This is a genomic window from Sphingomonas sp. NBWT7 (assembly GCF_014217605.1).
GTDB lineage: Bacteria > Pseudomonadota > Alphaproteobacteria > Sphingomonadales > Sphingomonadaceae > Sphingomonas.
Genome location: NZ_CP043639.1, coordinates 2,199,345 through 2,225,973, shown reverse-complemented (window position 1 = coordinate 2,225,973; position 26,629 = coordinate 2,199,345). Strand labels below are relative to the sequence as shown.

The window sequence follows — 26,629 nt, the reverse complement described above, 5'->3', positions numbered from 1 at the left end:
GCGATCGGCCGCGGCGGTTCGCTCGACCGCGCCGGAAACCGCGCCGCGCGCCGGAGCGCGACGCGGCGATCGTTTACGCGCGGGCGGCGATCCAGGCGTCGACCTGGCGCTCGAGGATCGACAGCGGGAGCGAGCCCGAGCCGATCAGCAGATCGTGGAACGACTTGATGTCGAACTTGGGGCCGAGCGCCCGTTCCGCCTTGCGGCGCAGCTCGACGATCTTGAGCATGCCGATCTTGTAGCCCGTCGCCTGGCCCGGCAGCGTGATGTAGCGGCGCACCTCGGAGCGGGCCTGATCGGGCGAGGCGCGGCCGGTGGTGACCATATAATCGACCGCCTTGTCCTCGCTCCAGCCCTTGGCGTGGATGCCGGTATCGGCCACCAGACGGGCGGCGCGGAACAACTCCGCCTCCAATCGCATGAAGTCGCTCGCGAGATCGGGGAAGGCGCCCATTTCCTTGCACAACGCCTCGGCATAGAGCGCCCAGCCCTCGCCGAACGCGACGTAGCGCGCGGTCTGGCGGAAGCGCGGGCCGGCCTTCTGGCGCACCTGGATATCGCCCTGCATCACGTGGCCGGGGACGCCCTCGTGGCACATCAGGTCGACGATCGCGTCGGGCGACGGATCGCTCGTATTGCCGAGCAGGTGGACGTAGACGCGCCCGGGCCGCGCGCCGTCGGGGCTCGGCCCCGCGGCGTGCGCGGCGCCGCCCGCCACTTCGCTGAACGACGGCTCGCGCACCACTTCCATGCGATGCTCCGGCAGCAGCCCGAAGAATTTGGGCAGCAGCGTGCGGTTGCGTGCGATCGCGGCATTGGCATCGCGCAGGTAATCGGCGCGCAGCGCGTCGGTCCACGGCACTGGCGGGTTGCGGCGCTCGCGGTCGGCATAATAGGCGACGCGATCGGCGAACCCCGCCTGCTTGGCGAGCGCGTCCTGCTCCGCCTCGATCCGCGTCACTTCCTTCAGGCCGAGCTGGTGGATCTGCTCGGCGGTGAGATCGGTCGTCGTGTTGAGCTGCAACGCGGCGGCGTACCACGCTGCGCCGCCCGGCAGCGAGCCTGCGCCGACCGTGCCGCTCGGCGCGGTCGGGAGCGCCGCCTGTGCCCAGGCGATCACACGGCCGTAGGCTGGCTTCAGCGCGAGCAGCGCGGTGCGAGTGTCGGCGAGCAGCGCATCGGCCTCGGCCGGCGTCACCTTGTTCGCGGCGCGCAGCTTGGCGACCTTCGCCTGCGCGTCGGCAAGCAGCGGCGAGGGGGCCGCGCCGTCGAACGGCGCGCCGCTGGTGATCGCACGGCTGCCCGTGATGATCCGTTCGACCTGGAACTTGGGCGCGCGGACGCCGGCGGCGTCCGAGCGCCGCGTCTGCGCGATTGCCTCGTCGAGCACCGCGGGGATGCCGCGCAGCCGCGCGACGTAGGCACGCATGTCGGCGACATCCTGCACGGTGTGCGTGTTGATCATGAAATCGGGCAGCCGCGCGTGCGCCGAGTAGAGGAAGGAGTAGAAGGGGGGCGTGTACTGGCGGAAACGATAGCCGAGCTCCGCGCGGTCGAGTTCGAGCGCCCAGATGTCGTAATTGGTCTGCGCGGCGGGGGAGAGTTTCGCGCGATCGAACTGTGCCTTCATCGCCGCGACGCTGCGGCGGCGCCATTCGAGTTGCTGGAGCGCGGCGGCATCGCTGATGTCGTCGAGCCGGTCCTGCCCCTCCTTCATGCCGAGCCGCGTCGCGAGTTGCGGCTGCTGGCGCAGCTGTTCGGCGAACTGCTGGTCGAGGAAGGCGTAGAGGCGGGCGTCCTCAGCCGGTACCGCGGGGGTCGCCCGGTCGGGACGCGGCTGGACGGGCGATGGGGCCGGGGCGGGCGATTGGGCCGGGGCCGGTCCCTGTACCTGCGCCGTGGCCGGGAACGATGCGGAGAGGAGGAGCGCGCACGCCAGTCGCGGCCAGGTTGCAGTGCTCATCGTGTTCAACTCCCTCATATTTTCCCCGCCTTAGTCAGCCGGCGGGCGGCGGTGAAGCTGCAAACGTCACGCCGCGCTGGTGGCCAATTTGGTGGCACCGGTTGCCCAAACAGCGCTCCCTTGGTATGTAACAACATATCATATATCGATGAGGGGCGGGGTTGTTGCGGTCGTGGTTGTACGGGTCTGCCGGTGGCGGATCGATGGGAATGCGCCGGCTTGCGGCGGCACTCGGACTATTCGGCGCCGTGCCCGCGACGGCGCAGGACGCGGCCGACGCGGCGGCGCCGCGCGACGATATCGTCGTGCTCGGTACGCGCAGCACGCGTGACGCGACGCTGTCGTCGGATCGTGCAACCGAATTGATGTCGCAATCGAGCCGGTCGCTCGAGCAGGATATATTGCGCGCCGCGGGCACCTATCGCCTCAGCGACGCGCTCGAACTGGTCAGTGCGAGCAGCCAGCAGAACAACCGTGGCGGCTTTGCCGACAATTTCGCGATCCGCGGCTTTCTCAGCACGGCGGACGGCGGCGGCGAATATTACGTCGATGGGTTCATCTCCAACCGCGGCAGCGCGCCGGCACGTGATCCCGCGACGATCGAGCGGATCGAAATCCTGAAGGGTCCGGCAGGCGCCGTGTTCGGCGACATCGACCCCGCCGGCCGCGTCAACATGGTGAGCAAGACGCCGCGCTTCGCCCCCGCGGCGTCGGCGAGCGTGCAATACGGCTCGTTCGACACGCGGCGGATCGAGCTCGACGCGACGGGGCCGCTGAGTGGCACGCTAGCCGCGCGGATCGTCGTCGCGGCGGAGGACAGCGACGGCTATCGCGATTTCGTCGGGCTTCGAAGGCGCGTCGTCTCGCCGTCGCTCACCTGGCGGCCATCGGACACGGTGCGGCTGACCTATCTGGCGCAGCATATCGCCTATGATGCGCCGTTCGACCGCGGCGTGGTGGCGATCGGCGGCGATCCGCTCGCCCTGCCGCCGTCGCGCTTCCTGGGGGAGCCGTCGAACGGCGACACGCGTGCGCGCGATACGCGGCATCAGCTCACCGGCGAGGCGCGGCTGACCGATCGCTGGTCGGTCGTCGGCGGCATCGCCTATCGAGAAGGAACGCTGCGCGGCTTCTCGGCGGATCAATCGCGCCTGGTCGACGGTCGGACGCTGTGGCGGCAGCGGCGCGCGCGCGGTTACGAGGTCGAGGATCTGTCGGCGCGGTTCGAACTGCGCGGCGAGATCGCGGCACTCGGCACGCATCGCGCAAGCATCGGCGTGAAGGCGTACCGGCTCGACTATCTCGAACTCCTCGACCGCCGCAATCCGAGCGCGGCGGCGCCTTATGCGATCGATATCTTCCAACCCGTCTACGGCGTCGCGCAGGCGCTGCCGCTGCTGCCGAGCATCGACCAGCGCGAGACGCGGCACGTGCTGTCATTCTACGCGCAGGACGCCTGGTCGGTCACCGACAGGCTCGATGTCGTCGGTGGGATCCGCCTCGACGCCTATCGCCAGCGGCTAGATCGCAACCTGGTCGACGCGGCGACCGTGTCGCGCGCGCAGCCCGTCAACTTCCGGTTGGGGGCGCGCTACGCGCTCGACGACGCGATCTCGTTCCACGCCAATTGGGGCGAATCGTTTCAGCTCAATTCGGGCAGCGGGGCGGGCGGCGCGGCGTTCGCGCCCGAGCGTGGGCGCGGCTTTGAAGTGGGCGCGGCGGGGCGGTGGCGCGGGTTCGATGTCGGCATCACCTATTTCGACATCCGCAAGAACAACGTGCTGACCACCGATCCCGCCGACGCCAATTTTCTTGCGCCCGTCGGATCGCTGACCAGCCGGGGGGTGGAGTTCGATGCGTCGCTGCGCGTCGCGCGGCGCTGGCAGGCGGTGGTCAACTACGCCTGGACGCGTGCGCGCAACGACGACCGATCGTTCGCGACGCCGCTCGCACTCAACGTGCCCGATCATTCGGGAACGGCGCTTGTGGTGCATCGGTTCGACGGCGGTACCGGCGGGGACTGGCTGTTGAGCGGCGGCGTCGCCTATGTCGGCAAGCGATCGGGCGCGACCGACGCCAGCGGGCTGATCCTCCCCGCCTACGTCAAGGCGAAGGCGGCGGTGGAGGTGCCGCTGTCGACCACGCTGACGCTGCGCGGCGAAGTCGATAACCTGTTCGACAAGCGCTACGCACAGAGCTCGTACAATTCGTTCTGGATCTATCCCGGCGCGCCGCGCACGCTGCGCGCCACGCTGCGGGGAGCATTCTGATGGCGCCGCGTCTCGACCATCACCCCGTCGCAGTCGGCGTCGCTGGCGCGAAGCGGGTCCGGTTGGCGAGCATCGACGCACTGCGCGGGCTCGTCATGGTGCTGATGCTGCTCGACCACCTGCGCGAGACGTGGTTCCTTCACGTTGCGATGCCCGATCCGGTCGATGCGCGCACCGTGCTGCCCGCGCTCGGCTTCGCGCGGTTCGCCGCGAGCTTCTGCGCACCGATCTTCGTCGCGCTGACGGGGCTTGCGGCCTATCTCTACGGCGCCAGCCATACGCCGCGCGAGACTGCGGACTTTCTCGTCAAGCGCGGGCTGCTGCTGATCGCGATCGAGCTCGTCTATCTCTCGCCGCTCTACTGGGGCGTCGCGCCACAGCCGACCTTCTGGCTGCAAGTGATCTGGTGCCTGGGCGTGTGCATGATCGCGCTCGCCGCGCTGATCCGGCTGCCGCACACGGCGCTGATCGCGATCGGCGCGATCATCGTCGCGGGGCACAATCTGCTCGATCCGATCCGCCTGCCGCCGGGCGACACGCTGTTCCCGCTATGGGCGCTGCTGCATCAGCGCGACGTGATCGCCTTGCCGTTCGGGTTCCTCGCCAAGACGACCTACCCCGTGCTGCCGTGGCTGGGGGTGATGCTGCTCGGCTACGGCATCGGTCCGTGGTTCGGCGCTGGGATCGAGCGGGCGACGCGCGCGCGGCGGCTGATCGGGCTGGGCGCGGCGATGATTTCGGCGTTCGTGCTGCTGCGCCTCGTCAACGGCTATGGCGATGCGCCATGGTACGTCGTTGAAGGAAGCGCGACGCGGACGGTGCTGAGCTTCGTGTCGATGACGAAATACCCGCCATCGCTGCTGTTCCTGCTGCCGACGCTGGGGGCGGGCGCGCTGCTGCTCGCCGCGTTCGAGCGACGCGATCGGTCGCCGATCGTCGCTGCGCTCGCGGTGTTCGGCGGCGCGCCGATGTTCTTCTATTTCCTGCACCTCACCGTGCTGCGGCTGCTCTACCACGGCGCGCTCGCACTGTTCGGCCCGAACGACGGCACATTGTTCGTCGTCGACGATTACGGGACGGTACTGCTGTGGTATGCTGCGCTGATCGTGCCGCTCTATCTGCCGACCGCGTGGTTCGCGCGGCTCAAGCAGCGGCGGCGGGACATCGGCTGGCTGCGGTTCTTCTGAGCCCGTCGCGCCGGGACGGCTATTCGTTCTTCGTCAGCGACGTCTTGCGTGGTTCCTTCTCGGTCGATGTCTGGCCCTTGTCGAGCGTATCGGACGGGCGCAGCGCGTCGCCTTCCTTCTGATGCTCGGTCGAGAGGTTGGGGCGCTTCGTCTCTTCGGTCATGATCGGCCTCCTTGCTGGTAAAGGAAGTCGATCGGGCGGGGCGAAGTTCCATTTTGCGCGTGCCTTTTCAGGCGGTGGCGGGCAGACCGCCGCGCGATCGGTCGCGCCACCGGCGCGCGGGCGCGAGCAGGGAGAGAGACATGCAGACGATGGCCGCGGTTGCGCGCGTTCCCGAAGGCGATTTCTCGGTCGAGGAGATCGAGGTCGGCACGCCGCGCGCGGGCGAGGTGCTGGTGCGGATCGCCGGCGTCGGCGTATGCCACACCGACCTCATCTTCCGCGACCAGTTCGCGCCCTATCCGCTGCCCGCCGTGCTCGGACACGAGGGCGCGGGGACGATCGCCGCCATCGGCGAAGGGGTCGAGGGCCTCGCGGTCGGCGACAAAGTGGTGCTCGGCTTCTCGAGCTGCGGCCACTGCCCGCGCTGCGACGAGGGGCTGCCGAGCTACTGCCGCACCTTTCCGCCGCTCAACTATGCCGGGATGCGGCTGGAGGATGGATCGAAGGCATTCGCGAAGGACGGCGAGGACATATCGTCGCACTTTTTCGGACAATCCTCGTTCGCGGGCCACACGATCACGCGTGCGCGCAACGTTGTGAAGGTGGAGACCGACGCGCCGGTCGAGCTGCTTGGGCCGCTGGGCTGCGGCTTCCAGACCGGCGCAGGCGGGGTGATGCGCTCACTCGCCGCGGCCGCAGGATCGTCGATCGCAATCATCGGCGGCGGGCCGGTCGGGCTCGCCGCGGTGATGGGCGCGGTGATCCAGCAATGCGCGACGATCGTGCTGGTCGAGCCGATCGCAGCGCGGCGTGAGATCGCACAGCGGCTGGGCGCGACGCACGTCGTCGATCCTAATGACGGCGCGCTGGCCGAAGCGCTGCGCGCGATCGCGCCCGATGGGCTCGACTATGTGTTCGACACCAGCGGCAACGTCGGCGCGATCGAGGCCGGGCTGGCATCGCTCGGCAGCCACGGGGCGATCGGGCTGGTCGGCGTGCCCAAGCGTGCAGACGCGGCGATCAGCGTCAACATCTCGGCGCTGATGACGCCGGGGCACCGCATCATCGGCATCATCGAAGGGGACAGCGATCCGCAGACGTTCATCCCCGAACTGCTGCGGCATCACGCCGCCGGCCGCTTTCCGTTCGACACGCTGATCGAGACGTTCCCGCTGGCGGAGATCAACGCCGCGATCGCAGCGCAGGCGCGCGGCGAGTTCGTGAAGGCGGTGCTGCTGCCGTAGCCGCGACGCGGGCGCGCGCGATCAGCGCAGCAGGCCGCTGCCCGACAGGATCGAGGCGATCAGCGGATCGCCCGCAGTCGACGGCGCGGCGCGGATCGCGGCTTCCTCGCGCCCGATCGCGCGCCACAGCCCGCGTGCGGCCTGTCGCGTCACAACGCGCTGGATGCCGGGTACGTCGATCCCCGTCGCGGCGCCGAGCACCGGGCCGAGGATCGAATTGCCGTCGAACTGGCGCAGCGCGCCGCCGATCTCGGGGAACATCGCGTCGATGATGCGATCGCCGATCGCGCGTTCGAGATAGGTCGTCGCCGCGGTCGGCCCGCCGCGGACGAGGCCGAGCGCATCGGTGAAGGTGAGCGAGCGGATCGAATCGAGGATCAGCGGCGCGGCACGATCGGCCGCGTCGCCCGCCGCGCGGTTGATCGTGAGCATCAGCTGGCGCTGGACGGGGGCGGAACGCAGCAGCGCGCCGAGCATCGCGCCCGAGCGTCCTTCCTGCATGCCCGGCAGCGTGATGCGCGCGTCGGGATCATTGAAATAGCCGTTGTCGGCGACGAGGCGCGTCAGCGCGCGCTGGCTCGACAGCGTGAGCAGCCGCCGCAGCCCATCGACGATCGGATCCCCACCGAGCGTGGTGGCACAGCCGGGCAGCAGCACCAGTGGCAGCGCGAGCCCCGCGCCGGCCAGGATCGCTCTACGACTGGGGTGGTTCATCGTTCATCGCCTCCGTTGCGCGCTGCCGCTGGCAGCCGCCGGCGTAACCGCGGCTGAACGAGGGTGAGGCAGGGCGCTTGCTTCTCGCCCGCCGCGGGCCGGTACCCGCGGCGGTCAGAAATCGGGCAGCACCTGATCCGCGACGCCCCAGCCCGCGAGCGCGCGGCTGGTGGCGCGGCCGATTAGCTCGTCCGCGTCGGTGACGTGCCAGCGCGCGGCGGTATCGAGATCGCGCAGCTCGCTCCACGAGACAGGCGTCGCGACCGGCGCCCCGGCGCGGGCGCGCGCGGCATAGGGCATGATCGCGGTGGCGCCGCGCTGGTTGCGCAGCCAGTCGATGAAGATCCGCCCGGTGCGCTTGGCCTTGGACATCGTCGCCACGAACCGATCGGGCTCGGCCTGCGCCAGCGCGCGCGCGAAGCGATCGGCGAAGCTCTTCACCGCCGGCCATTCGGCCTGCGGCGTCAGGGGTACGACGACGTGGATGCCCTTGCCGCCCGACAGCAAAGGGAAACTTGTGAGGCCGAGTTCGGCAAGCTGGTTCTTGAGGTGCTCGGCGGCCTTTTTGGTGTCGCCGAAATCGAGCCCCTCGTCGGGATCGAGATCGAAGATCAGGCGATCGGGCTTCTCCAGCGCGTCGATGCGCGATCCCCAGCCGTGGAATTCGATCGTGCCCATCTGCACGCACGCGACAAGTCCGTCGGCATCGTCGACATAGAGGTAGTTCTCGGTCGAACCGTCCTTCTCCAGGATCGGCACCTGATGGACGTGATCGCCGAACGAGCCCGCGTCGTGCTTCTGGAAGAAGCATTTCTTGCCGCGCCCCTGCGGGCAGCGCACGAGGCTGATCGGGCGGCGCGCCGACCACGGCAGCATGATCGCGGCGACGGCGGCGTAATAGTCGGCGAGATCGCCCTTGGTGACGGTCGAATCGGGGAAAATCAGGCGATCGCGGCTGCTGACCTTGACGCGGCTGGTCGGCGCAGCGGCTGCGGGTGTCGCGGCGAGCGGCTGGGGCGTTTCGAGGACGACGTCCTTCGCCGCCTTGTCGCCGCGCAGCCCAAGGAAGCTCGAATGGCGCAGGACGCCGTCGGGCGTCGTTTCGGCAAAGGCGATCTCGGCAACGAGCTTGGGCGAAACCCAGTGCGCGCCGCGCACCGCGCTGCGCAGGTTCTTCGGCACGTCGACGGTGGGCGTCTTGCGTTCGAGCCTGGCGAGGCGGCGCTCGAGATCGGCCATCGTCTCGGCCGAGAAGCCGGTGCCGACCTTGCCGGCGTAGCGCAGGCTGCCGCCGTCGTGCGCGCCGAGCAGCAACGAGCGAAAGCCACGCGCCTTGTCCGACGCGGTCCAGCCGATGACGACGAATTCCTGCCGGCGCGTGCACTTTACCTTGAGCCACGCCCTGGTCCGCGCGCCGCGATACGGCGCCTCGGCGAGCTTGGAGACGATACCCTCCAGCCCCCCGTCGCACATCTGCCCGAACAGCTGCTCGCCCGATCCGACGACATGCTCGCTGAACTGGATGCGGTCCCCGCCGGGGACGATCGCGCGCAGCCGCTCCTTGCGCGTGAGGTTGGGCAGTGCGCGCAGATCCTCGCCGTTCAGATCGAGAAGGTCGAAGGCGAAGAAGGTCATGTCGCCGCCGGCCGAGATCGCATCCTTCAGCGTCGAGAAATCGGGGCGGCCGTCCTTGAAGGCGACGATCTCGCCGTCGATCAGCGCGCTGTCGACGTCGAGCGCGGCGGCAGCCTCGGCGATCGCTGCGAACTTGTCGGTCCAGTCGAGCCCGCTGCGGGTGTAGACCTTTGCCGTGCCGCCGCCGATCGCGATCAGCGCGCGATAGCCGTCGTACTTCACCTCGTGCAGCCACGCGCTGCCGGTAGGAACGGCATCGACCAGCGTGCACAATTGCGGTTCGGTGAAGGCGGGCGGGCGGGGCGCGGCGCGCTTGCCCGCGGCTCTCGCCGATTTGTGCTTCGCGGCGCTCGGCTTCGCGGCAGGCGCGCGCGCCTTCCCGGCTGCGCGCTTGGGCTTGGCCGCGGGCGTCTTGCCCTCCGCGATCTCCAGCATCGTGCGCCCGGTATCGACACTGGTAAGCGCGGTCTCGACCAACGTGTCGGTACCCCCTGCGTACGCGTCGTCGATCTTGCGCAGCAGCCAGTTCTCGCGCTTCTCCTTGCCGCGTGGCTTCAGACGGATCAGCAGCCATTCGCCCTTCATCCGCTCGCCATCGAGGACGAAGTGGAGATGGCCCTTTTCCAGATCCTTCGGCGACTTGCCCTTGATGACGGACCAGGTACCGCGATCCCACAGCATCACCGTGCCGCCGCCATACTCACCCGCCGGAATCGTGCCCTCGAAGCTGGCATAGCTCAGCGGGTGATCTTCCGTCCGCACCGCAAGGCGCTTCTCGTTGGGATCGAGGCTCGGCCCGCGCGTGACGGCCCAGCTCTTCAGGACGCCGTCGAGCTCCAATCGGAAATCCCAGTGTAGGCGCGTCGCGTCGTGCTTCTGGACGATGAAGCTGTTGCCGTGGCCCGGCGCGAGCGTGCCGGCGGGCTCCGCCGTCTTGGTGAAATCGCGCTTGGCGTTGTACGGGGCGAGCGGATCGGTGGACATGCCGGTGTGCGATCAGGCGCGTTTGCGCGCGGCGGGCTTCGCCGCGGGTTTTTTCGCACTCGCCGCGCGCGGCTTTGCGGCGGCAGCTTTCTTCGCCGCGGGCTTCTTCGCCGGGGCGGCCTTGGCCGGCGCGCTGCCGCCGCTCTTCTCCATCGATTTCTTGAGTGCGGCCATCAGATCGACGACGTTCGATCCCGAACGGCCGCCGCCGTCGTCTTTCTCGTCGATGATCTTGCGGTTCGACTTTTGCTTGCGCTTGCGCTCGATCAGATCCTTCAGCGCGTCGACGTAGCGATCGTGGAATTCCTGCGGATCGAACGCCGCGCTCTTCTTCTCGATTAGCGCCTCGGCAAGCTCGAGCAGATCGTCGTCGGGCTTCGCATCGGGGATCTCGCGGAAATAGCTCTGCGCGCGGTTGACCTCGTCGGCGTAGCGCAGCGTCTCGAGCACCATGCCGCGCCCGCACGGCTTCAGGCTGACGACATATTCGCGCCCGCGCATCGCGAGCTGGCCGAGCCCGACCTTCTTGGTGCGCCGCAATGCCTCGCGCAGGACGATGAACGCTTCTTCCGCGAGATCGTCCGCCGGCACGACGAAATAGGGCTTCTCGTAGTAGAGCACGTCGATCTCGTGCGCGTCGACGAACTGGGTGAGTTCGAGTGTCTTCTTCGATTCGAGCTTCACCGAATCGATCTCGTCCTGTTCGAGGAGGACATATTCGCCCTTCTCGATCTGGAAGCCCTTCATGATATCCTCGGGATCGACCGGGCCGACACCGTCGGCGACCTTCTCGTAGTGGATCGGCTGGCCGGTCGGCTCGTGGATCTGGCGGAACGAGACCGCAGCGCCCGATTTGGTCGCCGAGTAGATTTCCACCGGGATTGATACCAGCGCCAGCCGGATCTGGCCTTGCCAATAAGCGCGCGCGGGCATGGGCGGGGACCTTCGTCGTTGCGGAGCCGATTCAATACCTCGCCGCGGGAGTCGTTCCGCGGCTTAACCCCTGCTAAGGCGATGCGATGGCCGACGATCCCTTTTCCCTGTTCGACACCTGGTTCGCCGAGGCGCGCGAGTGCGAGCCCAACGATCCCAATGCGATGGCGCTGGCGACCGTCGACGGCGATGGACGTCCGTCGGTGCGCATGGTGCTGCTGAAGGGGCACGGGCCCGACGGCTTCGTGTTCTACACCAACCGCGAGAGCCGCAAGGCGCAGGACCTGCGCGCCAACGCCAACGTCGCGCTTCTCTTTCACTGGAAATCGCAGCGCCGGCAGATCCGCATCGAAGGGGCAGTGTCGCGGGTCAGCGATGCGGAGAGCGACGCCTATTTCGCGACCCGCGGGCGCGACTCGCAGCTGGGCGCCTGGGCGTCCGAACAATCGCGACCGCTCGCCGCGCGATCGATCTTTGAGGGGCGGTTCGAGGCGATGAAATTCCGTTTCGAGGGCGGCGACGTGCCGCGCCCGCCGCACTGGGGCGGCTATCGCGTGACGCCGCGGCAGATCGAGTTTTGGCAGGATCGCGCGCATCGCCTACATGAGCGGCGCCTGTTCGTTCGCGCAGACGCGGTGGACGGTGGCTGGACCGAGGAATTGTTGTACCCATGACGCGCGAGGAACACCGCCGGATCATCCCGCTTGCGATGCGCGCGGCGCTCGCCAGCGTTGCGATGGCGACCTTTCTGCTGGGGCTGAAGGGCTTTGCCGCGTGGCACACCGGATCGGTCGCGATGCTTGGATCGCTCGCCGATACCGGGCTCGACCTGCTCGCCAGCCTCGTCACGCTCTACGGCGTCAAGCTCGCCGCCGAGCCGGCGGACCACGATCATCGCTTCGGCCACGGCAAGGCGGAGGCGCTGGCGGCGCTGTTCCAGGTGGTGCTGATCACCGCGTCGGCGATCGGCATCGCGTGGCGCGCGGTGGAGCGGTTCTCGAGCCCGCAGGTCAACGAGGATGCGTCGCTCGGCATCGGCGTGTCGCTGGTGGCGATCGTCGCAACCTTCGGCCTGCTCGCCTATCAACGCAGTATCATCCGCCAGACGGGATCGGTCGCAATCCTTGCCGACAACGTCCATTACCAGTCCGACGTCTTGCTCAACTGCGCGGTGATCGCGGCGCTGGTACTCGACCAGATGGCGGGGCTGTCGGGCGCCGATCCGGTGTTCGGCATCGCCATCGCACTGTGGCTCGCGTGGGGCGCGTTCAGCGCGTCGAGCCAGGCGATCGACATGCTGATGGACAAGGAGTGGCCCGAAGATCAGCGCGCCGCCTTCATCGAGATCGCCGCGCGCCAGCCGGGCATCCGCGGCATCCACGATTTCCGTACGCGGCGCGCAGGGAGTCACGAGTTCGCGCAATTCCACATGGAGGTCGACCGTCAGCTGACGGTGGGCGCGGCGCACGACATCGTCGAGAGCGTTGAGCGGCGGCTGCGCGACGTGTTCCCGCGCGTCGAGGTGCTGATCCACCTCGATCCCGAAGGGCACGTCGATACCGACAACCCGCTGGTGGAAGCCGACGTGACGCCGCATTGGTTTGGTAAGCGCGTGTAACGCGCCTGGGGGTTCGGCAAGCGCGTGTAACGCCCCGGGGGTTCGGCAAGCGCGTGTAACGCCCCGGGGGTCGGGAAGCGCGTGTGACGCGAAAAGGGGCAAGAGCAGCGACCATGAGAATACCGTTCGCGCAGATCGATGCGTTCGCCGACGCCGCCTTTACCGGCAATCCGGCAGCGGTGATGCCGCTGTCGCAGTGGCTCGACGATGCGACGCTGCAGAAGATCGCGCAGGAGAACAACCTGTCGGAAACCGCGTTCATCGTGCCCGCGACGGGCGGCACGGCGGATTTCGACCTGCGCTGGTTCACCCCGGCGGCGGAGGTGGCGCTGTGCGGGCATGCGACGCTGGCGAGCGGACATTTCGTGTTGTCGTCGGACACGACGCGCGAGATGGTGCGCTTCGCGACGCGGCAGGCGGGGGTGCTAGAGGTCGCACGGCACGGCGCGGGGTACGAGATGGCACTGCCGGCGTGGCGGCCCCATCCCAAGCCGCTCGGCGCGATCGTCGCGGCGCTGGGTGTCGAGGCGCGCCAGACCCTGTGGCACGACAAGGGCTATGCGCTAGTGATCGTCGACGACGAGGCGGCGGTGCGGGCGGCGGTGCCCGACGGCCGCGCGGTAAAGGCACTGGGGCCGTACGTGCTGATCGTCGCGGCGCGTGGCGAGACGGCGGACATCGTCAGCCGCGTCTTCACCGACTATTTCGACATTCCCGAGGATCCGGTGACGGGCTCGGCGCACGCGGTGATGGTGCCCTATTGGGCTGAAGTGCTGGGGCGCGACAAATTCTCCGCCTATCAGGCGAGCGCGCGCGGCGGCCGTGTCGGCTGCCGGCTCGACGGCGAGCGGGTGATGCTGACGGGATCGTGCGTGACGGTGATCGAGGGGACGTTCCTACTGCCGTGAGGCGGCGCTGGCCGGACGGCGCGGCGCGGTGTGCAGTCTAGTCGCCGGGGCGGTTGTTGCGGCCGCGTGTCATCGGATCGGGCTTGCGCGGCTTGATCCAGCCATCGGGCGGAGTGACGCGCGCCTGGCTGGTGCCGAGCCCCATCGCGCCGGGCTGCTGGCGCGACAGGCCGGCGACGTCGCCCGGATCCTCGCCGGTCTGGCGCAGGATCGCGAGCCGATCGCGCAGCTTCCCCGCCGCCTCGAAGTCGAGCGCCGCGGCGGCGGCGTCCATCGCGGCCTGCAGTTCCTCGGCGGTCATGCCGCAGCCAGCGCGGGCTCGGTCGCGGCGATCCAGCCACCACCGAGCACGCGATCGCCGTCGTAGAGCACCGCCGCCTGCCCCGGTGACACGCCATATTCGGGCGCATCGAAGACCAGCCGATCGCCGTCGAAGCGCGCAGGGACGGGCTTCGCCATCGAGCGCACCTTGGCGCTGAGCGGGCGATCGAGCGGACCAAGCACGTTCATGTCAGAGAGCGTCGCGGCGCCGACCGCGAGCGCGGCGCGCGGGCCGACGACGACGCGGCGTGCTTCGGGCTCGAGCCGGACGACATAGAGCGGCTCGGGCTGGCCGCCGATCTCGAGCCCGCGGCGCTGGCCGACGGTGTAGTGGATGATCCCGGCGTGCTGCCCGAGCGTTCGGCCCGCGAGATCGACGATGTCGCCGCCCGCCCCCGCCTCGGGCCGCAGCTTCTTGACCAGCCCGGCATAGTCGCCGTTGGGGACGAAGCAGATGTCCTGGCTGTCGGGCTTGGCGGCGATGCCGAGCCCTGCCTCCGCCGCGAGCTCGCGCACGCGCGCCTTGGGCAGCGCACCGAGCGGAAAGCGCAGGAAATCGAGCTGCGCGGCGGTAGTGGCAAAGAGGAAGTAGCTCTGGTCGCGCGCGGGATCGATCGCGCGGTGCAGCTCGGGACCGGCGGCGCCGACAAGGCGGCGGACATAATGGCCGGTGGCGAGGCAATCGGCGCCGAGATCGCGCGCGAGCGCGAAAAGATCGGTGAACTTGGGCCCCATGTTGCACTGGACACAGGGAATCGGCGTGCGCCCGGCGAGATATTCGTCGGCGAAGCGATCGACCACCTGGGTGCGGAAGCTCGATTCGTGATCGAACACATAGTGCGCGATGCCGAGCCGGTCGCACACCGCGCGCGCGTCCCGGATGTCGCGCCCGGCACAGCATGCGCCCGGCCGCGCCGTCGCCTCGCCGTGATCATAGAGCTGGAGCGTGACGCCGATCGTTTCCGCGCCGCTCGCCGCGGCGAGCGCGGCGACGACCGAACTGTCGACCCCGCCCGACATGGCGACGACGATGCGGCGCGGGCGCTGGCCGCCCGCAAGCTGGAAATCACCCGGTTCGATCACGGGCGTTTATCTAGGGCGGGCTATCCCTCGGGGCTAGTGAGGGAACGGCGCCGTGCGGCGTGTGATCTTCATCAAGCAAGCGCGAGCCCCGGCTTTACCGCGCGTTCACCTCGCCCGCCCTAGACGGGAGATCGCCGTGGAATTGCACAGGAAATCAGCGTCGCGTGGATCTGAGCTTTTTTCGTTTCGACCGCACGACGCCGCTCGTCACGCTGCCGACGGACCTTGCGGTGCTGATGGTGGAGATGACGGCGCGGCAGGCGGCATCGCCGACCGCGACGATCTACGCCCGGTCGGCGCGCGTGCGGCTCGATTCGGCGCTTTTCGCGCCCGTCGACGGGGCGTTCAACGGTCCGGTGGCGGCGGCGATGGTACGATGGAAGGACGAATGAACGCGCTGTTTACCCATACCCTTTAGCGAGCCTTCAAGCGCCCGGATTACAGAAGGCTCACGTGTTGGCGAAGGGGCCCCCGCCCCGAACCGAGGTTTAGGAATGATCGAGAACCAGAAAATCCGTCCGGCACGTGTCATCGGCCCGCTCGGCGAGCCGTTGACGCTGGATAGCCTGCCGCCGCCGTCGACGACGCGCTGGGTGGTGCGGCGCAAGGCCGAGGTGGTCGCCGCGGTGAACGGCGGGCTCTTGACGGTGGACGAGGTGTGCCAGCGCTACGGACTGACCGTCGAGGAGTTCGCCGGGTGGCAGCGCGCGATCGATCGATCGGGCATGCCGGGGCTGCGCGTGACACGCATCCAGCACTATAAGTCCTTGTACGAGCGACAGCAGAAGTTCTGATCCGCATTACGCGAGCGGAACAACTTTGGCGTCCATGAGTCTTCTCCCCAGCGCCCCACCGTGCGGGCGGTTAACGTAGGGGAATTAGTTATGGGTATCATTCTCTGGTTGATTGTCGGCGGTGTGATCGGCTGGCTGGCGAGCATCATCATGCGCACCGACGCGCAGCAGGGCATCTTCCTGAACATCGTCGTCGGCGTGATCGGCGCCTTCATCGGTGGCCTGGTCATGTCGGGTGGTTCGATCAACAACGCGCCGCTGACGCTGACCTCGTTCCTCGTCTCGCTGCTCGGCGCGGTCGTCCTGCTCGGGATCGTCAACCTGTTCCGTCGTGGCAGCGTGCGCTAAAGCGCACCGCCATTTCGGCTTGATGAACGGCCGCCCGAGCGATCGGGCGGCCGTTCTCGATTCTAGCGCAGGATGAAGCGCATGCGAACGGTGGCGCTGATCTCCGTCTCGCCCGGCATCACCCGCGTCGCCGCGTCGCTCGCCATTTCCGCACGTGCAAATTGCAGCACCGGCGGGCGCGGACTGTCACCACGGTTCTCGCCCGCCTCGTCGATCGCAGCGATCCGGTCGACGCGCAGCCCGGCGGCCTGGGCGTAGAGTTCGGCGCGGGCGCGGGCGCGCTTCACCGCATCAGCGCGTGCCGCGTCGAGCGCCGCCTCAGGCTGGTCGACTGCCATCTGCGGCCCGTCGATCTGGTTCGCCCCCGCCTTGACCAGTGCGTCGAGCGCCGCGCCGCTCTTAGCTACGTCACGAAACTTGACCGCCACGGTGTTGGTCGCCTGATAGCCGGTGATCACCGGCGGCTGATTGTCGGTATAGCGATATTGTGGCTGCAGCCCGACGTTGGCGGTGGCGATGTCGCGCGCGGCGATTCCGGCCGCGCGCAGCGCCGCGATTACCCGGTCCATGCGCTGCGCGTTCTCCGCCAGCGCGGCGGCGGCGGTCGGCGACTGCGTCACCACGCCGGCGCGCAGCGTCGCGATGTCGGGCGTGCGCATCGTCCGACCCGTCGCCACGACGTCGAGCACCGTCGCGTCGGGCAGAATCGGCGTCGTGTCGAGCGACTGCGCCGCGGCCGGGACCGCAGCCGAAGCCAGCGCAAGCAGGGCGGCTGTGGCGAATTGGTAACGCATGCAATCAATCTCCCGTTTTGGTCGGTACGCCCGCTGTGGCGGCATGGCGTCGAACGCAAGCTGAACGGAAGGAATATTGAGGCGAACCGTTTTTTCTGTCATCGCGCCGCGAGCAAAATCCGGTGCTTGAGCCGGGTGATATATTTCGATAATACAGCTGGCGTGGCTACTTTAGCCGGCGTGACTGGCGGACGATCCGCGATGGCGGATCGAAACGGGATGTGAGGGGCATGAATTACGAAGCCGGCAACCTTGAGGGCGAGACACTGATGCTCGAGGGGCCGGAGTCGAGCGCCGCGCGGCGGCGCCGGCGGTGGCTGATCGGCGCGCTGGTGGCCGTGCTCGTCGTCGCGGCGACGGCGTGGTTCTTCTCGCGCGGGGACGCGCCGGCGCCCAAGGGATCGGCAGCGGATCAGGCGCCGAGCGTTACCGTGGTTGTGCCGGGTCGCGCCGCGGTGGACCGGGCAATCAGCGCCAACGGCACGCTCGCCGCGCGCCGCGAAATGCCGGTCGGCGTCGCGGGCGAGGGCGGCATGGTGACGCGCGTGCTGGTCGAGCCGGGCCAGTGGGTCGGCGCGGGCCAGGTGCTCGCCACGGTCGATCGGTCGGTGCAGACGCAGACTGCGGCGAGCCTCGCCGCGCAGGTCAACGTCGCGCGCGCCGATCTGACGCTGGCGCAGTCCGAGCTCGATCGCGCGCAGCAGCTCGTCGGGCGCGGCTTCATCAGCCAGGCCGACGTGCAGCGGCGTATCGCGACACGGGATGCGGCGGCGGCGCGCGTCAAGGTGGCCACGGCGACAGCGTCCGAGCAGCGCGCGCGCAACGGCCGGCTCGACATTCGTGCGCCGGCCGCGGGGCTGGTGCTGACGCGGCAGGTGGAGCCGGGACAGATCATCAGCTCGGCATCGGGCACGCTGTTCCGCATGGCCAAGGGCGGCGAGATGGAGCTGCGCGCGCAGCTCGCCGAGAGCGATCTGGTGACGCTGCGGCCCGGCGTGCGCGCCAAGGTGACGCCGGTCGGCGATACGCGATCGTTCGACGGCCAGGTGTGGCAGGTGTCGCCGGTGATCGATCCCGCGACGCGCCAGGGCATCGCGCGCATCGCGCTCGGCTACGATCCCGCGCTGCGGCCGGGCGGCTTCGCCTCGGCGGTGATCGTCGGCGGGACGGCCAACGTCCCCGAACTGCCGCAGTCGGCGATCATGAGCGACGACAAGGGCAATTTCGTCTATGTCGCCGACCAGGACAATGTCGTGCGGCGGCGCGGAGTGCGGCTTGGCACGGTGAACGACACGTCGGTGGCGATCGCCGACGGGCTGGACGGCAGCGAGCGCGTGGTCGTTTCGGCCGGCGCGTTCCTCAACCCCGGGCAGAAGATCGCGCCGGTGCTGGTCAAGCGCCAGCCGATGACCAACAGCGGAGTGTGACGCGATGGATTTCCGCAACATCTCGGCCTGGTCGATCCGCAATCCGGTGCCGTCGATCGTCCTGTTCGTCATCCTGACGGTTGCGGGGATCATCAGCTTCGTCCGCATGGACATCAACCGCGAGCCGGACATCGATTTCCCGGCGGTCGCGGTCGAGATCTCGCAGCCGGGCGCCGCGCCGAGCGAGCTCGAGACACAGGTGACGCAGCGCGTCGAGGCGGCGGTGCGCACGATCGAGGGCGTCGACGAGATCCAGTCGTTCGTCAGCGAGGGCAGTTCCGAGACGCTGATCCAGCTCGACATCGGCACGCCGGTCGACCGCGCGGTGAACGAGGTGCGCGACGCGGTGACGCAGATCCGCTCGAACCTGCCCGAGGGCATTCTCGAGCCGCAGATCAGCCGCGTGAAGATCAACGACGGCGATCTCGGCAGCTATTCTGTGATCGGCACCGACATGACGATCGAGCAGCTGAGCTGGTACATCGACAATACGGTGACCAAAGAGCTGCTGTCGGTCGAGGGCATGGGCTCGGTGGAGCGCAACGGCGGGGTCGATCGCGAGATCCGCGTGATCCTCGATCCGGCGAAGCTTGCCGCGTACGGCCTCACCGCGACGCAGATCAACACGCAGCTGCGCCAGGTAAACCTCAACGCGGCGGGCGGGCGCGCGGAGATCGCGGGCGCCGAACAGTCGGTCCGCGTGCTGGGCAATGCGCGCAACGCGTACGATCTAGGGCAGACGCAGATCGCGATCGGAAACGGACGCACGGTGAAGCTGAGCGACGTTGCGACGGTGCGCGATCTCTACGCCGAGCAGCGCACGGCGGCGGGCGTCAACGGGCTGCCGGTGCTGAGCTTCGACTTCAAGCGCGCCAAGGGCTATTCCGAAGTCACCGTCTTCAAGGAAGCGGCGAAGAAGCTCGAGGAGCTCGAGAAGCGCAACCCCAAGGTGCGCTTCCAGCTGCGCATCAACGGCTCCGAATATGCGATGGAGCAGTATAAGAGCGCGATCCACGCGATGATCGAGGGCGCGGTGCTCGCCGTGTTCATCGTGTTCCTGTTCCTGCGCGACTGGCGCGCGACGATCATCTCCGCGCTCGCGATCCCGCTGTCGGCGATCCCGGCATTCTTCTTCATGGACATGATGGGCTTCTCGCTCAACAGCATGACGCTGCTGGCGCTCAGCCTCGTCGCGGGCGTGCTGGTCGACGACGCGATCGTCGAGATCGAGAATATCGTGCGCCACATGCGGATGGGCAAATCGGCCTATCAGGCATCGATCGACGCCGCCGACGAGATCGGCCTAGCGGTGCTTGCGACGACGATGGCGATCGTCGCGGTGTTCCTGCCGGTCGGCCTGATGCCGGGCGTGTCGGGGCAGTTCTTCAAGAACTTCGGCCTGACCGTCGTCGTCGCGGTGCTCATGAGCCTTGCCGTCGCGCGTCTCATCACGCCGATGATCGCGGCCTATTTCCTGAAATCCGCGGGTCCCGAATCGCATGGCGAGGGGCGGCTGATGGACATCTACATGGCGGTGCTGCGCTGGACGCTCGAGCCCGGCCGGTCGATGGCGATCCGTGCCAAGGGCGGCATCCATCGCCTGACGGGCTATCTGCGCGATCACCGCATCTGGACGATGGGGATCGGCGGCATCGCCTTCGTGCTGACGGTGCTCGGCTTCGCGAGCCTGCCGATGCAGTTCCAGCCGTCAACCGACCAGGAACGCTCCACCGTCACGATCACGATGGCGCCGGGGACGACGCTGGCGCAAACGCAGGCGACGGTGGATCGCGTGTACGAGCTGCTGCGCAAGCAGCCCGAATCGGAAACGGTCTATACCCGCGCCGGCGTCGGCAACGGGCGCGTCACGGTGCAGTTCAAGGACAAGCCGTCGTTCGGCAGCCGCATCGCCGCGTTCTTCAGTGGCGACGGCGAGGGCAGTGCGCGTGCCAAGACGTCGACCGAGTTCGAGCGTGCGCTGGCGCCCGAGCTCGCCAAGATTCCCGACGCGCGCGTCAACTTCCAGTCGCAGTTCGGCTGGGGCGACAACAACCGCGACGTGTCGGTGACGCTGGGCGGCGACGATCCCGTGCTGCTGCGCCAGACCGCCGACAAGATCGTCGCCGACATGGCAAAGATCCCCGGCTTCCTCGCGCCGCGCATCGCGGGCGACCTCAACCGGCCCGAGATCGTCATCAAGCCGCGGCTCGACCTTGCCGCCGACCTCGGCGTGACGACGAGCGCGCTGTCGAGCGCGATCCGCATCGCGACGCTGGGCGATATCGACCAGAACAGTGCGCGCTTCTCGCTCAACGATCGCCAGATCCCGATCCGCGTGGCGCTCGAACAGGCATCGCGATCGCGCATGGCGACGATCCGCAACCTGCCGGTGCAGACGCAGAACGGCGGATCGGTACCGCTGTCGGTCGTCGCCGACATCGGCTTCGGCTCGGGCCCGACCAAGATCAACCGGCTCAATCAGCAGCGCCAGCTGACGATCGGTGCGGATCTCGCGCCCGGCCTCGTCCTGTCGAATGCGATGCAGCAGGTGAACGCGCTGCCGATCATGAAGGACCTGCCGATCGGCGTGCAGAAGATGAGCGTCGGTCAGGCGAAGTGGCAGATGGAGATGCTGATCAACTTCGTCTTCGCGGTGATCGCGGGCGTGTTTCTCGTCTTCTCGGTGCTGGTGCTGCTGTATCGCCGGCTGCTGCCGCCGCTCGTCAACATGGGCTCGCTGCTGCTGGCGCCGCTGGGCGGCGTGATTGCGCTGATGATCACCGGCAATCCGCTGTCGATGCCAGTGTTCATCGGACTGCTGATGCTGCTCGGTATCGTCGCCAAGAACTCGATCCTGCTGATCGACTTCGCGCTGGAGGAGATCAACAGCGGCGTGCCGATCTACGAGGCGATCGTCGACGCCGGGCACAAGCGCGCGCAGCCGATCGTGATGACGACGGTGGCGATGGTCGCGGGGATGGTGCCGACCGCGCTGGCGCTGACCGGCGACGGCGCATGGCGCGCGCCGATGGGTATCGTGGTGATCGGCGGGCTGATCGTGTCGACGGTGCTGACGCTCGTCATCGTCCCCGCATCGTTCAGCCTCGCGATCGGCACCGAGCGGCGGATCGGCCCGTGGCTCGGCCGCAAGCTGCTGACCTATCGCCCCGGCGACGACGGGAAACCGGTGATCGATCACAAGCCGGGCGGCGGGCCGCTGCCCGCGCCGCACGGCCGGATCGGCTATCACGAGGGCGAGGCGCCGGCGGAGTGAGCCAGCGCCTCCCTGCCGGCAGGTGAACCATCGCGCGCGTCGCGGATTGATGCGCGCATGATGCCGCCCGCGCTACGGCGCCCTTCGTCGACACGTCCGCCCGCCGGGCTGGTGCGCATGCGGCTCGTCGCGACCGGCATGCTTGTCGCGATGGCGGTGACGTTCCTCGTCGCGCGCGGTCTCCAGCCGCTGCATCCGGCATGGGGCTTCGTGCGCGCCTTCGCCGAGGCGGCGATGGTGGGCGGGCTGGCGGACTGGTTCGCGGTGACCGCGCTATTCCGCCATCCGATGGGACTGCCGATCCCGCACACCGCGATCATCCCGCGCAACAAGGACCGGATCGGCGACCAGCTGGCGCAATTCCTGCGTGACTATTTTCTGATCCCCGTCGTCGTCGCGCGGCGCATGCGGCGGATGGATCTTGCCAGCGCCGTCGGCCGCTGGCTCGCCAACCCCACCGCAGGCAGCAAGCGCGTAACGCGTGGCGCGTCGCGCCTGTCGGTCGAGGTGCTCCAGGCGCTCGACCAGGAGCGGCTGGGCGGCATGGTGCGCGGCGCGATGGTGACGCAGGTGCGGACGATCGAACTGTCGCCGCTGCTCGGACGCGCGCTCGAGGCGGCGATGACGGAGAACCGCCACCAGCCGGTGATCGGCGGTGCACTGCGCTGGGCGCGCACCGTGCTTGAATCGAACGATTCGATCGTGCGCGCGATGGTGCACGATCGCGCCGGTGCGATCCTGCGCTGGACCGGGCTCGACGAGACGCTGGCCAACAAGATCATCGACGGGCTCGACAAGATGCTCGCCGAGGTTGCCGAGCAGCCGGCACATCCGATGCGCGCCAAAGTGGAGGAGGCGCTGGCGACCCTGGCGCACGATCTGCAGCACAACCCCGAGATGCGCGCGCGCGTCGAGACGCTGAAGCTGTCGCTGCTCGAGAACCCGGCGATGCAGCAGTGGATCAACGGGCTGTGGGAACAGGCGCGCCACGCGATGCTGCGTGCCGCGCGCGATCCCGAACGGCTGCTCGCGGGGAAGCTCGGCGAGATGCTGCGCCAGCTGGGCCAGACGCTGGAGCGCGACGCGCGGCTGCGCACCACGATCAACCGCTTCGCACGCCGCGTCGCGGTGGGCGCGGCGGCGGATTACGGTGATGTGATCGTCGGCCTTGTCTCCGAGACGGTGCGCGGGTGGGACGCGCAGACGATTACGCAGCGGCTGGAACACGCGGTGGGCAAGGACCTGCAGTTCATCCGCATCAACGGCACGCTCGTCGGCGGCCTCGTCGGGCTTGGCATCCATAGCGTCGACGTCGTCCTGTAACGGCACGCTGGCGTACGATCGCCGGACGGGCGTGCAACAACCCGTCGCACCGCACGTTCATCTTGTCGGCTGGCGGTACTTCCCGCTAGAGGCGGGGGAATGGGCGCATTGGCCGACTTCAGCGATGACGGGGGACGGTTGCGCTTTACCGGCGACCTGTCGTTGGCGCAGATCGGCGATTTGCCCAATCGGCTCGACGCGCATGGTGGCAGCGTATCGGCGATCGACCTGTCGGGGATCGACCGGATCGACACGATCGGTGCGTGGATCGTGCATCGCTTCGCCAAGCGTACCAACGCCGCGATCGAGGGGCTGAAGCCCGAGCAGCAGCATCTGCTGGAACAGGTGCAGCGCGCCGATCAGGCCGCGCCGATGCGCAAAGCCCCGATCAGCCCGTTCACGCGCGTGCTGGGCGAGATCGGCGAGGCGGTGGCGATCGCCGGGCGGACGCTGCTCGGGCTGCTCGGTTTCCTCGGCGCGACGGTGATCGCGTTCTTCAACGTCATCCGCCACCCGCACCGCTTCCGCTTCAACGCGACGGTGCAGCGGTTCGAGGTCGTCGGCGTCTCGGCGCTCGGCATCGTCGGGTTGATGAGCTTCCTGATCGGCATCGTCATCGCGCAGCAGGGCGCGGTACAGCTGCGCCAGTTCGGCGCGGAGGTGTTCACGATCAACCTCATCGGGCGGATCACGCTGCGCGAACTAGGCGTGCTGATGACCGCGATCATGGTCGCCGGCCGATCGGGATCGTCGTTCGCGGCGCAGCTCGGCACGATGAAGCTGACCGAGGAGATCGATGCGATGCGCACGATCGGCGTCTCTCCGATGGAGGCGCTGGTGCTGCCGCGCACGATCGCCGCCGTCGTGCTGATGCCGCTGCTAGGCTTCTATTCTTCGCTGATCGCGATTATCGGCGGCGGGCTGTTGTGCTGGTGGCAGCTCGAGATCCCGCCCGTCACCTATATCGCGCGGCTGCGGGAGGTGGTGCCGATCACCGATCTCTATGTCGGGCTGATCAAGGCGCCGGTGTTCGGCGCGATCATCGCGGTCGCCGGCTGCTTCCAGGGGATGCAGGTGGAGGGCGATGCCGAACAGGTCGGCACGCGGACGACGTCGGCCGTGGTGCAGGCGATCTTCCTCGTCATCGTCCTCGACGCGATCTTCGCCGTATTCTTCGAGCGGATCGGGTGGATCTGATGCCGGCGGCGACACGCGACAACATCATCGAAGTGCGCGGGCTCAAGAACGCGTTCGGCGACCAGGTGGTGCACGAGAATCTCGACCTCGACGTGCGGCGCGGCGAGATCTTGGGCGTCGTCGGCGGCTCGGGCACGGGCAAGTCGGTGCTGATGCGCTCGATCATCGGGTTGCAGAGCCCCGTCGCCGGCGAGGTGACAGTGTTCGGCGAGCCGACGCTGGGCCGCGAGGAGACCGACGCGGTCGAGATCCGCAAGCGCTGGGGCGTGCTGTTCCAGGGCGGTGCCTTGTTCTCGACGCTGACAGTGGCGGAGAACGTGCAGGTGCCGCTGCGCGAATTCTATCCGCAGCTCGATCTCGCGTTGCTCGACGAGATCGCGTCGTACAAGGTGACGATGACCGGCCTGCCGGCGGACGCGGGGCCGAAATACCCTGCCGAGCTGTCGGGCGGGATGAAGAAGCGCGCCGGTCTCGCGCGCGCACTCGCGCTCGATCCCGAACTACTGTTCCTCGACGAGCCGACCGCCGGACTTGATCCGATCGGCGCGGCGGCGTTCGACGATCTCACCAAGTCGCTGCAGAAGACGCTGGGGCTCACGGTGTTCCTGATCACGCACGATCTCGACACGCTGTACGCGATCTGCGACCGGGTGGCGGTGCTGGCCGACAAGCGCGTGATCGCGGTGGGCACGATCGACGAGCTGCTTGCGCTCGACCATCCCTGGATCCAGGAATATTTCCGCGGCCCGCGCGGGCGCGCCGCGGTGGCGACGCAGGAAGCGCAGGAGCAGGCGCACGCACACGAGCACGCGTCCGCACAACAGACCACGCAGGCCGGTGTGCCGGGCGCGCGCACCGACGACACTCGCCAGATCTCAGGGGCAGATTGATGGAAACCCGTTCCAACCACGTCCTTGTCGGGGCCGTCGTGCTGATCCTGCTGGCTGTGCTGGCGCTGTTCACGGTGTGGATCGCGCGGCTCGGCGGGACGACCGAGAAGGAATATGACATCTTCTTCAAACAGTCGGTCGACGGTTTGGCGAAGGGTTCGTCGGTGACCTATTCGGGCGTGCCTTCAGGCCAGGTCAAATCGATTCAGCTGTGGCGCAACGATCCGCAGTTCGTGCGCGTGCGCATCAGCGTCAACAATGAGACGCCGATCCTGCAGGGAACGGCGGCGACGGTGCAGGGCAGCTTCACCGGCACGAGCACGATCAGCCTTGACGGTGCGCGCAAGGGCGCGCCGCCGATCGTGTGCCCGGAAAACGACATGGCGAGCCAGTGCCCGTACGGCGTGCCGGTAATCCCGACCAAGACGGGCGGCATCGGTGCGATCCTCAATTCCGCGCCGCAGCTGCTCGAGCGGCTGTCGACGCTGACCGAACGGCTGACCGGGCTGCTGACCGACCGTAACCAGGCGTCGATCGCCGGGATCCTGGAGAACACCGACCGGCTGACCAACGCGCTGGCCGATCGCGGGCCGGAGATCGCCGCGACGCTGGCGCAGACTCGGGTCGCGATCCAGCAGGCGGGCACCGCGGCGGAGCAGATCGGCGCGCTGGCGGCGACGACCAACGGCGTCCTCGCCGAAGACGTGAAGCCGGCGATGGCCAACCTCAACGAGACGATCCGCTCGGCCAAGCAGAGCGCCGACACGCTGAACGGCGCGATCGCGGACGCACGGCCGGGCTTGCAGACCTTCTCCAAGCGCACCGTACCCGAAATCAACCAGCTGGTGCTCGACCTGCGTCAGATGTCGCAATCGCTCGCGTCGGTCGCGGAGAAGGTCGACCGTCAGGGGGCGAGTTCGCTGATCGGCCAGCAGAAGCTGCCGGACTATAAGGGCAAGTGATATGAAGAAGCTTCTGATCGGCCTTGCCGCTCTGCCGCTCGCCGGCTGCCTGAGCTTTGGCGGGAAGACGCCCGACACGCTGCTGAGCTTGACGGCAGCGCAGCAGGTGCCCGTCGGCCAGGCGCAGTCCTCGGCCGGTGCGCGCACGATCACCGTTCAGGTGCCCAGCGTGCCGCAGGCGCTCGCCAACAACCGCGTGCCGGTGCAGGCGACGGCGACCGACATCGCCTACGTCAAGGATGCCCAGTGGATCGAGCCGCCCGCACGGCAGTTCGCGCGCGTCCTGTCGGACACGGTGGCGGCGCGGACCGGGCGGGTGGTGCTGTCGGGCGCGCAATCGCTCGCCGATCCGGGCGCGCGGTTGGCGGGCGAATTGCGCATGTTCGGCGTCGATGCCGCGGCGTCGAGCGCGGTGGTGACCTACGACGCCGCGCTGGTGCGCGACGAGGGTGGCGCGTTGGAGAAGCGCCGCTTCGAAGCGCGTGTGCCGGTGTCCGCGATCGAGGCGGGGCCGGTCGGCGTCGCGCTCAATCAGGCGGCGAACCAAGTAGCCGGCGAGGTCGCCGACTGGGTCGGCCGTTGAGGCAGTGACGGCGC

General features: G+C 68.4%; 24 protein-coding genes. 16 read left to right on the top strand and 8 right to left on the bottom strand.

What is annotated here, in order from left to right; genetic code table 11:
• Positions 1–73: 73 nt before the first annotated feature.
• Positions 74–1,963, bottom strand: a complete 1,890-nt coding sequence (locus tag F1C10_RS10915) for a DUF885 family protein (protein ID WP_185206133.1) — start codon at positions 1,961–1,963, stop codon at positions 74–76.
• 209 nt (positions 1,964–2,172) lie between these two features.
• On the opposite strand from F1C10_RS10915, the gene F1C10_RS10910 reads away from it, so the two are divergent.
• The gene (locus F1C10_RS10910) at positions 2,173–4,233 is read left to right on the top strand and encodes a TonB-dependent siderophore receptor (RefSeq protein ID WP_258042865.1); all 2,061 of its coding nucleotides are present in this window, start codon (positions 2,173–2,175) and stop codon (positions 4,231–4,233) included.
• On the top strand, positions 4,233–5,420 hold the full coding sequence (locus F1C10_RS10905) for a DUF1624 domain-containing protein (protein WP_185206129.1): 1,188 nt from the start codon (positions 4,233–4,235) through the stop codon (positions 5,418–5,420). The genes F1C10_RS10910 and F1C10_RS10905 overlap by 1 nt, the downstream gene beginning before the upstream one ends.
• 19 nt (positions 5,421–5,439) lie before the next feature.
• On the opposite strand, the gene F1C10_RS10900 is transcribed toward F1C10_RS10905, so the two are convergent.
• Entirely contained in the window at positions 5,440–5,583 is a 144-nt protein-coding gene (locus F1C10_RS10900; protein ID WP_179187229.1) for a hypothetical protein, read from the bottom strand.
• 140 nt (positions 5,584–5,723) lie between these two features.
• Here F1C10_RS10900 and F1C10_RS10895 point away from each other — a divergent pair, with 140 nt between their 5' ends.
• Positions 5,724–6,827 carry an NAD(P)-dependent alcohol dehydrogenase gene (locus F1C10_RS10895; RefSeq protein ID WP_185206128.1) on the top strand — a complete coding sequence of 368 codons (1,104 nt, stop codon included), beginning with the start codon at positions 5,724–5,726 and terminating at the stop codon, positions 6,825–6,827.
• Positions 6,828–6,848: 21 nt separating this feature from the next.
• Here F1C10_RS10895 and F1C10_RS10890 read toward each other — a convergent pair whose 3' ends face one another.
• From F1C10_RS10890 to F1C10_RS10880, 3 genes are all read right to left on the bottom strand, one after another.
• Positions 6,849–7,541 (bottom strand): DUF4197 domain-containing protein, encoded by a 693-nt coding sequence (locus tag F1C10_RS10890; RefSeq protein WP_185206126.1) that lies wholly within the window; start codon positions 7,539–7,541, stop codon positions 6,849–6,851.
• A gap of 114 nt (positions 7,542–7,655) precedes the next feature.
• Entirely contained in the window at positions 7,656–10,160 is a 2,505-nt protein-coding gene (ligD, locus tag F1C10_RS10885; RefSeq protein ID WP_185206124.1) for a DNA ligase D, read from the bottom strand.
• A gap of 12 nt (positions 10,161–10,172) precedes the next feature.
• Entirely contained in the window at positions 10,173–11,093 is a 921-nt protein-coding gene (locus F1C10_RS10880) for a Ku protein (protein WP_185206122.1), read from the bottom strand.
• Positions 11,094–11,179: 86 nt separating this feature from the next.
• Between F1C10_RS10880 and pdxH the strand changes: the two genes are divergently transcribed.
• From pdxH to F1C10_RS10865, 3 genes are all read left to right on the top strand, one after another.
• Positions 11,180–11,767, top strand: a complete 588-nt coding sequence (pdxH, locus tag F1C10_RS10875; RefSeq protein ID WP_185206120.1) for a pyridoxamine 5'-phosphate oxidase — start codon at positions 11,180–11,182, stop codon at positions 11,765–11,767.
• Complete coding sequence (locus tag F1C10_RS10870) at positions 11,764–12,711, top strand: cation diffusion facilitator family transporter (protein WP_185206119.1); 948 nt, start codon at positions 11,764–11,766, stop codon at positions 12,709–12,711. Before pdxH ends, F1C10_RS10870 begins: the two co-directional genes overlap by 4 nt.
• Positions 12,712–12,824: 113 nt before the next feature.
• Entirely contained in the window at positions 12,825–13,619 is a 795-nt protein-coding gene (locus F1C10_RS10865) for a PhzF family phenazine biosynthesis protein (protein ID WP_185206117.1), read from the top strand.
• Between the two features lie 37 nt (positions 13,620–13,656).
• Here F1C10_RS10865 and F1C10_RS10860 read toward each other — a convergent pair whose 3' ends face one another.
• Together F1C10_RS10860 and mnmA are read right to left on the bottom strand one after the other, a co-directional pair.
• Positions 13,657–13,920, bottom strand: coding sequence for a UvrB/UvrC motif-containing protein (locus tag F1C10_RS10860; RefSeq protein WP_185206115.1), 264 nt, complete (start codon positions 13,918–13,920; stop codon positions 13,657–13,659).
• A complete protein-coding gene (gene mnmA / locus F1C10_RS10855; RefSeq protein ID WP_374939381.1) occupies positions 13,917–15,020 on the bottom strand; it encodes a tRNA 2-thiouridine(34) synthase MnmA in 1,104 nt (367 codons plus the stop codon). Before mnmA ends, F1C10_RS10860 begins: the two co-directional genes overlap by 4 nt.
• A 167-nt stretch (positions 15,021–15,187) precedes the next feature.
• On the opposite strand from mnmA, the gene F1C10_RS10850 reads away from it, so the two are divergent.
• The 3 genes from F1C10_RS10850 (at position 15,188) to F1C10_RS10840 (ending at position 16,165) form a co-directional block, all read left to right on the top strand.
• On the top strand, positions 15,188–15,415 hold the full coding sequence (locus tag F1C10_RS10850; RefSeq protein WP_085810906.1) for a hypothetical protein: 228 nt from the start codon (positions 15,188–15,190) through the stop codon (positions 15,413–15,415).
• 102 nt (positions 15,416–15,517) lie between these two features.
• Entirely contained in the window at positions 15,518–15,817 is a 300-nt protein-coding gene (locus F1C10_RS10845; protein ID WP_085810907.1) for a DUF1153 domain-containing protein, read from the top strand.
• A 90-nt stretch (positions 15,818–15,907) separates the two neighbouring features.
• Complete coding sequence (locus F1C10_RS10840; RefSeq protein ID WP_185206114.1) at positions 15,908–16,165, top strand: GlsB/YeaQ/YmgE family stress response membrane protein; 258 nt, start codon at positions 15,908–15,910, stop codon at positions 16,163–16,165.
• A gap of 62 nt (positions 16,166–16,227) precedes the next feature.
• On the opposite strand, the gene F1C10_RS10835 is transcribed toward F1C10_RS10840, so the two are convergent.
• On the bottom strand, positions 16,228–16,959 hold the full coding sequence (locus tag F1C10_RS10835; RefSeq protein WP_185206112.1) for an SIMPL domain-containing protein: 732 nt from the start codon (positions 16,957–16,959) through the stop codon (positions 16,228–16,230).
• Between the two features lie 230 nt (positions 16,960–17,189).
• Here F1C10_RS10835 and F1C10_RS10830 point away from each other — a divergent pair, with 230 nt between their 5' ends.
• From F1C10_RS10830 to F1C10_RS10800, 7 genes are all read left to right on the top strand, one after another.
• Complete coding sequence (locus F1C10_RS10830; RefSeq protein WP_185206111.1) at positions 17,190–18,386, top strand: efflux RND transporter periplasmic adaptor subunit; 1,197 nt, start codon at positions 17,190–17,192, stop codon at positions 18,384–18,386.
• A 4-nt stretch (positions 18,387–18,390) separates the two neighbouring features.
• Entirely contained in the window at positions 18,391–21,660 is a 3,270-nt protein-coding gene (locus F1C10_RS10825) for an efflux RND transporter permease subunit (RefSeq protein WP_185206110.1), read from the top strand.
• 117 nt (positions 21,661–21,777) lie between these two features.
• Positions 21,778–22,983 carry a DUF445 domain-containing protein gene (locus tag F1C10_RS10820; protein WP_185206109.1) on the top strand — a complete coding sequence of 402 codons (1,206 nt, stop codon included), beginning with the start codon at positions 21,778–21,780 and terminating at the stop codon, positions 22,981–22,983.
• 99 nt (positions 22,984–23,082) lie between these two features.
• The gene (locus tag F1C10_RS10815; RefSeq protein WP_185206108.1) at positions 23,083–24,180 is read left to right on the top strand and encodes an ABC transporter permease; all 1,098 of its coding nucleotides are present in this window, start codon (positions 23,083–23,085) and stop codon (positions 24,178–24,180) included.
• A complete protein-coding gene (locus tag F1C10_RS10810) occupies positions 24,180–25,070 on the top strand; it encodes an ABC transporter ATP-binding protein (protein WP_185210196.1) in 891 nt (296 codons plus the stop codon). Before F1C10_RS10815 ends, F1C10_RS10810 begins: the two co-directional genes overlap by 1 nt.
• Positions 25,070–26,032, top strand: coding sequence for an MlaD family protein (locus F1C10_RS10805; protein ID WP_185206107.1), 963 nt, complete (start codon positions 25,070–25,072; stop codon positions 26,030–26,032). Before F1C10_RS10810 ends, F1C10_RS10805 begins: the two co-directional genes overlap by 1 nt.
• Position 26,033: 1 nt before the next feature.
• Entirely contained in the window at positions 26,034–26,615 is a 582-nt protein-coding gene (locus F1C10_RS10800; RefSeq protein WP_085810915.1) for an ABC-type transport auxiliary lipoprotein family protein, read from the top strand.
• Positions 26,616–26,629: the final 14 nt, after the last annotated feature.